Genomic DNA, 13,184 nt, shown 5'->3' on the forward strand with positions numbered 1-13,184 from the left:
TATGTAATGGCTATAAGAAAAGTACTTAGACTCGGAGATCCTCTTTTAAGAAAAGAAAGTAAGGATGTATTAGAAGATGAAATTAGAGAAAAAGAATTCAAAAAGCTTTTACGTGATATGTTTGATACCATGAAACATGAAAATGGTATCGGTCTCGCTGCTCCTCAGGTTGGAGTTCTAAAAAAGCTGGTTGTGGTGGGTGAAGAAAGCGATAGGTACGAAGATAAAATTGAAATGAAGCAACACATTCTCATTAATCCTATTATTACTCCTTTAAGCGAGCCGGAAGAGGGAAAAGGTTTCTGGGAGGGTTGTTTGTCCGTTCCCGGAATGAGAGGCTATGTGGAAAGACCCGGTAAAATAAAAATAGAATGGTATGATGAAAAATGGAATTTTCACTCGAAGGAAATCGAAGGTTTTCAGGCCATTGTCTACCAGCATGAGGTAGACCATCTTTACGGAACATTATATGTCGATAGATTAAAAGATTCCCGTCTCTTCGGATACAACGATTCTCTTGTTATCGAAGAAGAAAAAAAGTTGGATTAGATAAATTTCTCAAATTCAATATGGTTTGTATAGGAAATCATATCTTCCGGTATCGGAGCTATAACTTTATGAACCTGCTCTTGTAGATCTTTAAATTTCAATTGATACGCATGTAATAATTGCCTATAAGCTTTTCCCGCGGAAGTATTACCAGTATATACTCTGTCACCCAGGATAGGATGGCCTTTTTCAAAGATATGAATCCGAATTTGGTGTCGCCTACCGGTAATTAATTTTGCTCTTAGTACCGAATAGTTTTTTTTTGAATCTGAATACAGGAGTTCAAATTCAGTAATGGCCTTTTTCCCTCCGGAAAAAACTGTTTTTACTCTCCTGTTTCCATCCTTCAAAAATGATTCTATACGAAATTGTTTTTCTTTCACCAATCCTTCAACAATAAGAATATATTCTTTTTCAGCTTTCTTTAATATTTCATCGTATTCTCTATTCAAAGACTCTGATAAACCAAAAGCCACAATTCCACTGGTATCAAGGTCTAAGCGGTTTAAAGTACGAATATACGGAATGTGATATTTTTTTTGTAAATAGGAGGTGAAATTGTTTCTGTTCGGATCTTTAGTTTCATGAACAGGAATACCGGGAGGTTTGGAAGCAAATAGTAAAAACTCATCCCGGTATAATAGCAATGTATATTCTTAAAACTTAATTTTATTTATCTCAAATTCAGCTACAGGTAGCTTGCCAGAAAAAAGCTTATCTAGCTTAGCCGAAAGGTAGAAATATTCCTTCCCGGCACGAGTAGCTGTAGTCGGAAATACATCGGCTGTAGCCATTTCCTTTTCGATTTTTGCACTAGTCCAATCATCCGTGCTGGACAGGAGAAATACCTTATTAGTTCCTGAATTAGCAATAACTAATAACTTTCCTTCTTCCATCCATAAAAGTCCATCTGCTCCAATCAGCTTTTGTGGTAACTTAACTTCGGTAAAAGTATCGGGTTTATCCACCGGGATTTTAAATAAAGACCCTTCGTTATATTTTGCTATAATGATATATCCGTTATTATGGTAAACCAGTCCATTCAGGTTAAAACCCTCTCCTGAGAACTTCTCATTCCTGAGTAAAATTTCAGGTTTATATTCCAAATTTACTTTATATATTACAGGAGCAAAACTATTACTGACATATATATTTCCCTTATCGTCTATCACCATATCATTGCAAAACTGCACGTCTTTCGGATTCAAGGCAGCAAGGTCAACATAGGAGATTTTAGTCCCTGTAGATAATTGGTATACTCCCAGACCGGCAATCTTCTTCTGGGTTTCTTGCTTTGTTTTTACACTGGCACCCGGATCTGAATTACATACTATCAATCTATCCCTGGCAATATCAGTTTTAATTCCGATAACCGAAATTAATTTTTCATCATTCACAAAAACTTTTGTACTACCATCAGGCTTTACTTCTGTAATCACACCTTTATGAAGAGAGGTTATAAAAAAACGATTCGCAGAAGAATCATAACTTACTCCTTCCGGAAAAAGATTCTCCTGTTTAATACTAATAAGTTCCGGTAAGCCTTTTGTATCTGAAACCGAACTTTCCTTCTTAACTTCCGTACTCTGCTTTTCTTTACAGGCAACTGTGAATAGAACCAGCAGGCTAAAAAGATAAACCAATAAGTTTTTGTGCATCATTCCTATCTCCTTTAATTCTAATAATTCCTTATTCACCAAATACTTCTTTTAAATGGCTTTCATAAGCCTGCTTCCAGGAAACAAGCTCTATTTTTTCTTTATTCCAATTTATATGAAATTCTTTCATAACCGAACCAATAGGGTAAAACTCAAGGTTCTTTTCTATGGATTGAGTCTTAATGAATTCTGCATTTTCTTTCTTATAAGAAATTAAAATAGAAGTTGCAGATTCACCAAATAAGAGTTCATCTCTTCTCATGGAATCAAAAGCTGAAAGATCTAAATTTGCTCCCAGATCTTTTACAAACATTTTCTTACAAAGAGCAATAAGAAGACCTCCAAGAGATAAATCTTTTGCAGAATAAAGCTTTCCTTCTTCATTCAAGCTTAATATCAATTCCTGTAAGTTCTTTTCATCTTCGAGATTAAGTTCCGGGATTGCCCCCTCAGTTTTCTTATGAATTTCTTTTAAATACTCAGAAGCTGCTATTGTTGGTTTAAACTTGCCAACGAGTGCTATTTCCGCTCCTTCCACGTAAAAATAATTCCTTAAGTACTTCGTCACATCTTCAAGGACACCCACCATCCCGATAGTTGGTGTTGGATAAACCGGCCCTTCCGGAGACTCGTTGTAAAAAGAAACGTTCCCACCTGTAACCGGTAAGGAGAGGAAACGGCAGGCATCCCCCATTCCACGAATACATTCAGCAAACATATAATAGTTTTCTGGAATATAAGGATTTGCAAAATTAAGGTTATTGGTGATTCCTATGGGCCTAGCCCCGGTAACAAACACATTTCTTGCAGATTCACAAACAGCAAAAATAGCACCTTTATACGGATCGAGATAAGTATAGCGAGAATTACAATCTGTAGCAGCAGCTATGGCCCGATTGGTTCCCGGAATCCTTGATAAGCCTCCATCAAGACCCGGTGGAATAATTTTAACCAGACCCACTTCCGTATCATATTGTTCAAATAAGGGTCTTCTTGAACAAATATTCCAGTTCGACAGCATTTTCTTTGTTAACTCAGATAAAACCCCGGCCTTATTCAGCTCCGGATCAGGAATTAATTCTTTTTGAAATTTTAATTTCTCATCCAGATAAGAAGGTCTTTTCACATCCCTCTTGTAACGGGGAGCCCCTCCTCCGAGGACCAGCGAATCGGCAGGAATTTCAGCTTTCACCTCACCCTCTTTGATTACACGAAGCATTCCATCTTCGGTAACTTTCCCGATTTCAACAGCATTCAACTCCCATTTTTTAAAAACAGCAATCAGCTCTTCTTCCTTACCCTGTTTCGGAATTACAAGCATCCTTTCCTGACTCTCGGATAACATGGCTTCATACGCATTCATCCCGGTTTCCCGGTAAGGTACCTTGTCAAGATATAACTCCATCCCGGTTTTGCCTTTTGCGGACATTTCTGAACTTGAACAGGAAAGCCCGGCAGCTCCCATATCCTGAATTCCTACGATTAAACCCTTTTGAATCACTTCAAGACTGGCTTCCATGAGGAGTTTTTCCATAAACGGGTCACCGACCTGTACTGCAGAACGTTTCTCCTCGGACTCTTTTGTTAAATCCCTCGAAGCAAAAGAAGCTCCATGAATCCCGTCTCTACCCGTAGTCGCACCTACAATATAAACTGCATAGCCCACTTTACCGGCTGTGCTGGCACTGGCCATTCCTCCATGAGGCACATAACCCACTGTCATAGCATTAACGAGGGGATTCTTATTAAAGGAATCATCAAAGAATAGCTCACCACCTGAAACAGCAATTCCAAGGGAGTTTCCATAATCACCGATGCCCTTTACAGCTCGTTTTAGAAGATAGGTATTACGTTTTCCATCGGGATAACCAAAGCGCAGGGAATTCAAAGAAATGAATGGCCTTGCCCCCATGGTAAAAATATCCCGCATAATTCCTCCAACTCCCGTAGCTGCACCCTGATACGGTTCAACAGCAGTTGGATGGTTGTGGCTTTCAATCTTAAAAACGATAGCCAGCCCTCCTCCAATATCAAGGGCTCCGGCATTTTCTTCACCTGTTTTGGTTAAGAGCCTGTCTGATTCGGTAGGTAAGGTTTTGAGTTGAAGAATAGAATTTTTATAAGAACAGTGTTCCGACCACATTCCGGAGAAAATCCCGAGTTCAGTAGAGCTTGGGTTTCTTCCCAATATTTCCTGAATTTTCTGAAATTCCTCTTCCGTTAAGCCGTGTTCGATTGCATCTTGAAGGGTAACCTGAGCTTTTTCCATAACTATTGTCCATTTTTTTAGTATAAATAAAATTTTCCATCTTAAAAACTCCGAGCTACGCGGCTTTTTATCATAGGGAAACTCTTATTGATTATCCCGTTGGAGACAAAGAGATGGTCTTAACCTATAAATTCTAAAAAGTTCTCCTTTGTTATAAACTCTAAACTTGCATTAGAATAAGTATCCAACCAGAGTTTGGGAACTTTTTGTTTTTGGTTTTTCCATTTGAATTCAAAACCATATAGGTTTCCATCTCTTTCTTCTACCAGATCTATTTCTTTTTTGTCGTGAGTTCTCCAAAAATAAATATTAGAAAATGCTTTTGTATACTCCAATTTTTTCATTCTCTCTGTAAATAAAAAATTTTCCCAGAGCATTCCGATATCGTCCCGATTTTCTAATGAATTAAAATTCGAAATAATGGAATTGCGAATTCCATTATCTAAAAAATAATACCGACAGGTTTTGGTTATTTCATTTCTTAAATTTCTGGAGAATCCCCTGACCTTTTTAATCACAAAAGATTTTTCAAGTAAATCTAAATACTTTTCGACTGTTTGTTTCGAAATCCCTATCATCGAACCTAATTCGCTTAATGAAACTTCTTTTCCTATTTGAAATGCAAGCAGTCTTAAAAGGTCAGACAACTTGTCTGCATTTTTCAAATTTTCCATTTCTAATATGTCTTTGAATAAATAGGAGTTCCTCAGAGAAAAAAGATATTCCCTTTTATCCTGGATGTTTTCCATCTTCAAACATTCAGGATAAGAACCGTAAATCAATAAATTTTCTAAATTTTGAATCACATACATTCCACCAAATTGCTCCTTTAATTCCAAAACAGAAATAGGATACAGTAGTAATTTCGTATGACGTCCTGTAAGTGGTTCTCCTACTTGAGATGATAACTCAAAGGAAGAGGAACCGCTGGCAATAATTTTTGTAGAAGGAAAATGATCAGCAAGAATTTTTAAAACAATACCCACGTTCGGAAGTCTCTGAGCTTCATCGAAGAAAAGCAAATCGTAACCGCTAAATGCTGACTTTAATCCGGCGACTGTCTGCTTTGAAAAAATCAGAGATAAGTCCGCATCTTCTCCAACTCCAGAAAAAAACTTTCCTGAAAACTTTTTTAATGAATTTGCTACCAACGAAGTCTTTCCGGTTCGCCTTGCTCCGTAGATTAATAGCACCTTACCCGGCGGGAGTTTTTCTAAAAAATCTTTCTCATAATACCGTTCTAACCAGTTCATATCGTATATTTTTCCATATAATATAGAATTTGGCAACTAATATTTCTATATTATATAGAATTTGAGAACTAAGAAATGAGTATCTTTTATAATTTGGTAATTTTAGCCTAAAGGGAAAATTACACGTTCCGAGAGGAAATCATCATTTTCCCCATATATCCCCGAACTCTTTCTCTTCGTCATAACGTACAAGAAAAACTTTGATTGCCACTCCGTCAATGGTCTCCACGCCTTCCTTCGCCCTTTCCGGATAGAGAATATTGTTCGGAACAAAAACCAGATACACTCCTTCGCTGAGACCGAGTGACTTGCAGTAGTAAGGTAATTGTTTCTTACCATCCTGAAATTGCTTATCGTAGCGATAGACTTTCACTTCAATCAAATATTCTTTGCCGTAGAGGTTGATAAGTATATCCGTATTTCCTAAAGAAGCCTGAGCCTCCCTGTAGCTTTTGGCGTGGATCATCTGTAAGAAAGATTGAATATACGTTTCAAAACTATAGACCATCACCGCTTCGGGGATAGACTTGTATTCTTTGGTAATTTCGTCTTTTTCTCGAAAGGGTCGAAAGCTTCTGCGGGCAATGTATTCTTTGTAATTCTCAATCAACTTATCGAGATGGAACTCCCGCTTTTCATCCAATACAATGTCGTATAACGGAATATTACCTGCAATGCGGTCTCCTTCTCCGTTAGAATAGGGAAAGAATGCATTATATAATCGTTTCTTATATAAAGGAACCCAGAACTCAATGTTACCCTTAGAATCTTTTTTTATAAGTCCATTGATATGAAGGTCACGAATGGCCGGCCTATCTATGGAAAACGGAATGCTTTTTTCAACAAACAGTAACTCTTCTATAAACTTACGATGTTTACCCGCCTTGTTTATAATATTGGCTACATTTTTATCAATCGCTTCGGTAAGATACCAGTCTTCAACTTTTAGATAATCGCTTAATGTTATCTCTTTCTTGTCAGAACAAATTTCCACTAGCTTACGGGCAAAGCCATTGACAAGACCCGGCTGGTTGGCTGTGATTTCAATTATCTTTCGCTTAACGTCGGATGCAAAGAGTTGTCCGGTTTCCTTTTCGTGTTGCTCTAATAGCTCAACAGTTTCTTCATCGGTAAAGTAAGGAACGTCTAATTCATCGGCTATGTTGAATGGACTTGCGTTATCCTGAATGATACCCGTTATATTAGCAACTCCGACAAGGATAACGGATTTCAATGAATGGCTGGTTCGGGAATGGTAGATGTTGCGGATTGTATGTAAAAATTGATTGAGAAAGTCGGAATTCAAACCTTCAATTTCATCACAGATAAAGACAAGTTTCTTATCTTTCTTTAACAAAATTTTATTTGTGAAGTCTACAAAAGATGTAATCTCAAGATTCTCCTGCCAGAATTCAACAAAATGAATATTTAAAAATTCAAAAAACTCATCTTGACGGGAACCTTTAAAATTCTCCAGATTGACATAACAAACTCTGTATCCATCCTTTTTTAGTTCGTCAGCCAGCAAGCGAAAATAGGTGCTTTTGCCGGTCTGTCTCGGTGCCCAAATTGTAAAATACCGGCTTTTATAAACAAGGTCTTTTCCTTTGGCAATCAAGTCAGGACGCATCAGGGTATAATGCTCCCAGGGGTGGTTTGGACCGGATGTATTAAAATAGCGATTCATGACTTTCAGTTTCAGGATAATTTTTGAAAGGAATCTGTAAATCAGAAATTGTAGTTGTTTTTTCCTGAATGAAGGTTTTTTCAGCTAAATATTCTTTCCAAAAAGATATACAATTTTTTTATAACCCAAAGAATCTCTTGCTTTCATTATTTCCAAGACCATCCTAAGTTTTATGAGTAATAAAAATGAGTGTCTATTTCCTTACAGCGTGTCTTAAAACAGGCTTATCTATTAAAGAAAAGCAAGCTGCAATAGCCTGTAGCTTCATTTTCAGACAGGCTCTTATAAGATCAACTATAGTCCTTACCACTGGATATACCGACATGACTTTGTGACATTTAATATTGCAGTCCCTATGCCATTTACAACAGTACTGATTCAGCTTTAGTGGATTTTTAAATCGCTTACGCCTTTCTTCAGTGAGTATCATATTGTTCCTGTATTGTTCTTTTATTAATATTTAATACTTCAAGTTAACTTTAAAAAACATATAATCCAAGTTTTCAATGGAACTCATAGACTTATTCCTATCTAACAGAGCTGCTATTTAATACCCTTCCGAGTATGGAACATATAACTCCTTTGATTTTGAAAAATTGAACTTTAATCGAGAATAGTCATATTCCATTTCCAAATTTATCCATTTGTAGATATTAAATAAAAATCTAATCTTTGCTTTTACCCCATAAATAGTTGTTTTCCTGTTTTCTTCTGCAAAAGAACGTTCAGTAGAATTTCGAAATCCCGCTGTTATTATACGTTTATATAGAGAATTCGCACTACTTGAGGACTTCATATTTCCCTGAATATACACAGGGTATATTTCAAAAATACTATTAAACCAGGATGTCATAAGGTATGAATACCTGAATAAAAATTCAGGACCTACTCGATTAAATTCCTCCGTTTTCCTTGCATCGTAAGAAAGAGTAATCCCCAACAATGAGCTAAAATCCATATATGGTAGATAGCTATAATAACCATCCCATGAGTAATATAACTTATAAGCTCCTATTCCAAAATCATAATAGGACTTTTGGTTCAAAACCTTTCTTTTATAAATATCAAAATGGGATTCTCTTCGTAAAAAATATGTAGCCTCATAAAAATGAAAGAATCGAGGTGGATCAAAGGTTCCACTCGTTCTTTCATTCGCACCTCTAATACCAACGTATTCAAACTGGACTCCTATTTGCGGCTTAATCAGAAACAAGTTCAGGTAAAGTCCGGATACACTTGGCCCATCGCCTGCACGTCGGTTGGCTTCGTTCTCGTAGCGCAGGGTATTCTGGTTCCCAATACCCATATTCGCAAGTGGACTTCGACCGAGATAGGCAAGGTAGTTATTTGTTCCCATCTCGTTATACTGCTGAATATGCGCTGACTCGTGACGGAATGTTTCGCTATCATGCCCACCAGCTACAGCGAAGTTTCCAAGTGCAATTCCATTGCCTTTTGGAACTAAGCCTCCTCCACGCACAACCACACCACCTCTGACAAAGTTCAAAGATGGTTTCTTTCTGCCTATCTGCCCGGTAATATAGTTCAGTCCGGCAAAACTATATCCTATCACACTGCTAAATGGATTTATCATATTTACCCCTCTTTCTAAATCATTCCTGATTCCCTTATGTTTTACTTTCATGCGTGATAAATGTTTCTGTTCCCAGGTATTCAAAAGAAACGCACCAACCGTGCTTGTTTATATTCGAAATTTATGGAAAAAGAAATCCACCTTTGTTCATTTTATTTTCATAATCCTTAACTCTCTCCAAGCATCTTATATATAAAAGTAAATTAACTAAATCAGTTTGTTCTCCAAAAATATAATCTTTTTTATCCTCATGAACTGAATTTGTAAAGTTAAACTCAAGGACACCTTTTCTGCATTTACTTCTTGTTGGTCTTGGTTGCATGCAACACATGAGGAAAAATAGAAAGAAATATGCGATTATAAGAAGTTGCTTCATTATAGTTCTCCATATAAATAGTTAAAAAATAAATATAACAATGCCGGCTCGATAGTTTTCCCTTTACTATTACTATAATCAATAAAAGATTTATACATATAATAATTTCTTACGTGATTATAATTAGCAGACATGCTTCTATAATCTGCATTATTTTCAGCCCAGTAGTTTGATTTACTCGGATACATTACATCTTCAAAGGGTCGTTTTGCATGAGCAGCAAAATACTTATGATCTCCCCAATCCCTGTACTGGTCGAGATGACCGTATTCATGCAATCTTGTTGCTTGAGTAATTCCGTTTGGGAGCATTGCAAATGGTCCCCAAACAGATGCTCTGTGTGGTAAGTTCATATTTTCCATACCATATCCTCCGTTGTGATAGGTTATATAAGGCATTTTTTTTCCTCGCAGTCCGTTTGTGGCAGCAGACTGAATAAACATTCCAGAGGAGTAATAAAACCCCGCAGTAAACATTGGTTGAACCAATAGCGATAAGCCGGGATTCATAACTGCTAGTGCAAATTGAGCACCCCTGCCTGCACTCTTTATAAAAGCATTGCCATGTGTGAGTGCTTTTGCATTATGATGTCTTCCGAATATAAATCTGTTTATGGGTCGTGATATATTTCTTGCCCATTTTCCTTTTGTTATGTGACTTAGCTTCCAATGCCCCGTCGGGTCGGTATACATGACCGGGTTGCCTTCGACATACATGTAGAGGTTCATGCCGAAGGTAGATTCGGGGTTGATGACTGTGTCCGGCTGGATGAAGCGACCGATAGCGGGGTCGTAATAGCGAGACTTATAGTAGTAGAGTCCTGTTTCCGGGTCTTCTTCCTGTCCTGTGTATTTGTAACGGAAGATATCCGGGCCGCTGGAGTTTGTGCGATTGACTTCACCGTAGGGCTTGTAGGTGATATAGCTTTTCCCGGTGTCTATGTCCACACCACTCACCATGTTTCCACTGGCATCTGTTACCATGCTCACAGAACCGAGATGGTCGGGATGGAAAAAATACATCCCCATTGCCGGTGTACCGGGAGCTGGACCACTATTTCCTCCTCCACCGGTATTTGTCGGCGGGTTTGTTTGATTCCCTGTTGGAGGCAGAGGAGAAGTTGTGTTTGTATTTGTGGAAGTTCCGGAGGGTTTCTGTCCACAGCCCTCAAAAGTTATCTGGTATAGGGTGCAATCTTCTTTGGTTTCTCCTGTATTACCATTCACTGGAGTCGATGGACTTGATGGGCTTGCCGGGTTATTGTTATTCGGTTCCGAGACAGAAGGAGTATCTTCTGAGATTACATTATCCTGCTTATTGGTATAAGATGCAAGTAACCAGAAGGGAGGAGCTTTCTTTCCCGTCAATGCCTGCGGAAGGCAATTGGCGAATACAAGGAAAAAGATACAACATATAAAACGATAACTATTCATGGGTTTTCTACTTTTATACTATCGCAAAACTCATTTTTTGTTTTTAAAAAAAAGCAATCATATAAAATCCGTTTTACGATATCCTCACGAATCAGTTCTCCAAAAAACTGGAACAGCACATACTGATGTGTCCTGTATGTTAGATTATCTAAATACAAGTAAAAATCGAATATTGAAGTTTTATAATAACTCACATATTTTATATATTTTTTTGATAACAATACTTTACCTTTATTTAAAAGTATATATTCAAACTCTATTTTATTTTGTATGTGCAAGGAATGTAATCCTAAAGTTAAACCTGAAAATATTGCATCCAATATCCCTCTCCCAATGTTCGTATCTACTATATTTGCATTTATTTTAATGGAAAGGTTTTGTAGCACAATACGTTTGCCTTTTTTATCCTCATTCTTTTTTAAACCCTTTTCTGTGAAAAATGACAACCATTTTCTATGTTCATCATTTATGAAAATTGTAATATCATTCTTTACTTGCATTGTTAATGGGATATCAATATACAGGTTATCTACTTTGGTTGGATATTTGGTTTCTTCTACAGATACTAATTGACAAGAAAATAAAATTATGCTAAAAATAAAAATCGATAATTTAATTTTAAGGTCCACCGAATACTCCCATCATACAGGCACCGTCGATAAGCTTATCTTCTTCTTTATAATTCGAGATAGTATGTTGATAAAATGATAATGCACAAATCTGTCTTGTAAAACCATAACCAAAGATCGGTGGTTTCAGACTTTCATTTACTTGATTTACCGCATAGGAAACTCCCAAATCAACTATTGCGTCCATTAAGTTACCAGCGGTGCCAAGTGCAAATATTGTTCCAAACGCAGCAATACCTGTTCCCACATCCTTAACCCTATTTATTTTCCTATCGTAAAATTTCTTTTTATCCGCCAAGAAACCATAGATAAAACCATATCTTGCACCTTCTTCTCCATTGGCCATGTAACCAATGATTGTGCTCTTTATTGTGCTATCTAATTTGTTTCTATCATTTGTTCCCCTTAGATACTTTGAACCACTATCCCAGACTTTTGCACCAGGCTAGCCTAGTTACGTTTTAGTGGACACATACTACGCAGCCATTTCCTCATATTCTGTGGGAGTTTTATATCCTAAAAAAGAATGCGTTCTTTGTCGATTATAAAATATTTCAATATAATCAAAAAACTCTTTTTTTGCATCTTCCAGATCGTAAAACACATTTACTTCCATTTCTCTTTTTAAGGTACTGAAGTATGATTCAGCCACTGCATTATCCCAGCAGTTTCCTTTTCTACTATTACTTCTTATTATTTTATTTTCAATTAACTTGATTCTTGTCTTTCGCGAGCAATAATTAGATCCACGATCCGTATGGAAAATAAGCCCACGTCCTGGTCGACGAGACCGTATTGCCTTATCAAGAGTTGTTGTTATCAGTTCCGAATCATTCTTCTCTGATAGACTCCAACCCACTACCTTTCTCGAATACAAATCTATGATCACACAGAGATATAACCAACTTTCCTTTTGCTTTATATAAGTTACATCTGATACCCAGATTTTATCCTTCTTCTCTGGGGAAAAATTCCTTTTAACAAGGTCTCTTGCTATACGTTCGTTGTGTTGTGAATCAGTTGTTGAAATCTTGAACTTTTTCTCCTGTTTGCCCCTTATCCCCAATAATTTCATCATTTTACGCACTCTACGAGCACCATAAGATTCATCTTTTTTCTTTACTGCTTCTAACAAACGAATAAGCCCATATGTCTTTCTGCTTTTCTTCCATATTTCCTTTAAATGCTCTATCATTTCTGGACAATATTTCAATAGCTCGTCTTTACACACTTTAAGATAATTGTAATATCCTGATTTAGATACATCTAATACTATTGCCATTCTCACAATGGAAAACTCTCTATTGTGAGTCTCCATAAATTTGTATCTGTCTACTGGTCTTTTGAGAGAATGGCTGCAAACTTTTTTAAAATCGCAACCTCTTCCTTTAACTTCATATTTTCCTTGCGAAGGTTCTTCAATTCTTCTCGATCTTTTATCTGCTTATCCGTCATCGGTATCTCACTTTCCTGATTTTGAAGATAGTCTTTTCTCCAGGTCTGTAAAGTATGATAATTTATACCCAGTGATTCCGCTACTTCTTTTATTGTAAATGAACCACTCAATGTCCTTTTTACCGCCTGTTCCTTGAACTCTTCAGAGTATTTTCCTTTCTTTTTCATCTTTTTATTACCTCGTTTTTTGTTAAAAAAGGTGTCTACTATACCGTAACTAGCTCAGCATAAGGGTGTGTTTCTTTTTCTTTTCTTCTTTCACACAGCATGAAAGAAGAGTT

General features: G+C 36.9%; 12 protein-coding genes. 1 reads left to right on the plus strand and 11 read right to left on the minus strand.

Annotation, left to right across the window (positions count from 1 at the left end):
* Positions 1–6 precede the first annotated feature (6 nt).
* Positions 7–549: a peptide deformylase gene (locus H7A25_11190; GenBank protein MCP5500460.1), complete on the plus strand. Its 543-nt coding sequence runs from the start codon at positions 7–9 to the stop codon at positions 547–549.
* Here the strand turns inward: H7A25_11190 and H7A25_11195 are convergent.
* The 11 genes from H7A25_11195 to H7A25_11245 all read right to left on the minus strand — a co-directional run bounded on the left by H7A25_11195 (position 546) and on the right by H7A25_11245 (position 13,071).
* The gene (locus H7A25_11195) at positions 546–1,196 is read right to left on the minus strand and encodes an RNA pseudouridine synthase (GenBank protein ID MCP5500461.1); all 651 of its coding nucleotides are present in this window, start codon (positions 1,194–1,196) and stop codon (positions 546–548) included. The genes H7A25_11190 and H7A25_11195 overlap by 4 nt on opposite strands.
* A 9-nt stretch (positions 1,197–1,205) precedes the next feature.
* Positions 1,206–2,210, minus strand: a complete 1,005-nt coding sequence (locus H7A25_11200; protein ID MCP5500462.1) for a hypothetical protein — start codon at positions 2,208–2,210, stop codon at positions 1,206–1,208.
* A gap of 28 nt (positions 2,211–2,238) precedes the next feature.
* Positions 2,239–4,476: a phosphoribosylformylglycinamidine synthase subunit PurL gene (purL, locus tag H7A25_11205; protein MCP5500463.1), complete on the minus strand. Its 2,238-nt coding sequence runs from the start codon at positions 4,474–4,476 to the stop codon at positions 2,239–2,241.
* Positions 4,477–4,595: 119 nt separating this feature from the next.
* On the minus strand, positions 4,596–5,729 hold the full coding sequence (locus H7A25_11210; protein MCP5500464.1) for an ATP-binding protein: 1,134 nt from the start codon (positions 5,727–5,729) through the stop codon (positions 4,596–4,598).
* 142 nt (positions 5,730–5,871) lie between these two features.
* Positions 5,872–7,416, minus strand: a complete 1,545-nt coding sequence (locus H7A25_11215; protein MCP5500465.1) for an ATP-binding protein — start codon at positions 7,414–7,416, stop codon at positions 5,872–5,874.
* Between the two features lie 547 nt (positions 7,417–7,963).
* A complete protein-coding gene (locus H7A25_11220) occupies positions 7,964–9,094 on the minus strand; it encodes a hypothetical protein (protein MCP5500466.1) in 1,131 nt (376 codons plus the stop codon).
* A gap of 37 nt (positions 9,095–9,131) precedes the next feature.
* A complete protein-coding gene (locus H7A25_11225; protein MCP5500467.1) occupies positions 9,132–9,386 on the minus strand; it encodes a hypothetical protein in 255 nt (84 codons plus the stop codon).
* On the minus strand, positions 9,386–10,819 hold the full coding sequence (locus H7A25_11230) for an RHS repeat-associated core domain-containing protein (GenBank protein ID MCP5500468.1): 1,434 nt from the start codon (positions 10,817–10,819) through the stop codon (positions 9,386–9,388). Before H7A25_11230 ends, H7A25_11225 begins: the two co-directional genes overlap by 1 nt.
* Positions 10,816–11,448, minus strand: a complete 633-nt coding sequence (locus H7A25_11235) for a hypothetical protein (GenBank protein MCP5500469.1) — start codon at positions 11,446–11,448, stop codon at positions 10,816–10,818. The genes H7A25_11230 and H7A25_11235 overlap by 4 nt, the downstream gene beginning before the upstream one ends.
* On the minus strand, positions 11,438–11,794 hold the full coding sequence (locus H7A25_11240; protein ID MCP5500470.1) for a hypothetical protein: 357 nt from the start codon (positions 11,792–11,794) through the stop codon (positions 11,438–11,440). The genes H7A25_11235 and H7A25_11240 overlap by 11 nt, the downstream gene beginning before the upstream one ends.
* A 129-nt stretch (positions 11,795–11,923) precedes the next feature.
* A protein-coding gene (locus tag H7A25_11245; protein MCP5500471.1) for an IS3 family transposase occupies positions 11,924–13,071 on the minus strand; the annotation gives its coding sequence in 2 pieces (ribosomal slippage) (positions 11,924–12,819 and positions 12,819–13,071; 1,149 coding nt in all).
* Positions 13,072–13,184: the final 113 nt, after the last annotated feature.

This window comes from Leptospiraceae bacterium (assembly GCA_024233835.1).
GTDB lineage: Bacteria > Spirochaetota > Leptospiria > Leptospirales > Leptospiraceae > JACKPC01.

Excerpts from the sequence above, each read along its gene's own strand:
- H7A25_11200 (MCP5500462.1), bottom strand. The coding sequence starts at position 2,210 with ATGATGCACAAAAACTTATTGGTTTATCTTTTTAGCCTGCTGGTTCTA.
- purL (MCP5500463.1), bottom strand. The coding sequence starts at position 4,476 with ATGGAAAAAGCTCAGGTTACCCTTCAAGATGCAATCGAACACGGCTTA.
- H7A25_11215 (MCP5500465.1), bottom strand. The coding sequence starts at position 7,416 with ATGAATCGCTATTTTAATACATCCGGTCCAAACCACCCCTGGGAGCAT.
- H7A25_11190 (MCP5500460.1), top strand. The coding sequence starts at position 7 with ATGGCTATAAGAAAAGTACTTAGACTCGGAGATCCTCTTTTAAGAAAA.
- H7A25_11230 (MCP5500468.1), bottom strand. The coding sequence starts at position 10,819 with ATGAATAGTTATCGTTTTATATGTTGTATCTTTTTCCTTGTATTCGCC.
- H7A25_11210 (MCP5500464.1), bottom strand. The coding sequence starts at position 5,729 with ATGAACTGGTTAGAACGGTATTATGAGAAAGATTTTTTAGAAAAACTC.
- H7A25_11225 (MCP5500467.1), bottom strand. The coding sequence starts at position 9,386 with ATGAAGCAACTTCTTATAATCGCATATTTCTTTCTATTTTTCCTCATG.
- H7A25_11240 (MCP5500470.1), bottom strand. The coding sequence starts at position 11,794 with ATGGCCAATGGAGAAGAAGGTGCAAGATATGGTTTTATCTATGGTTTC.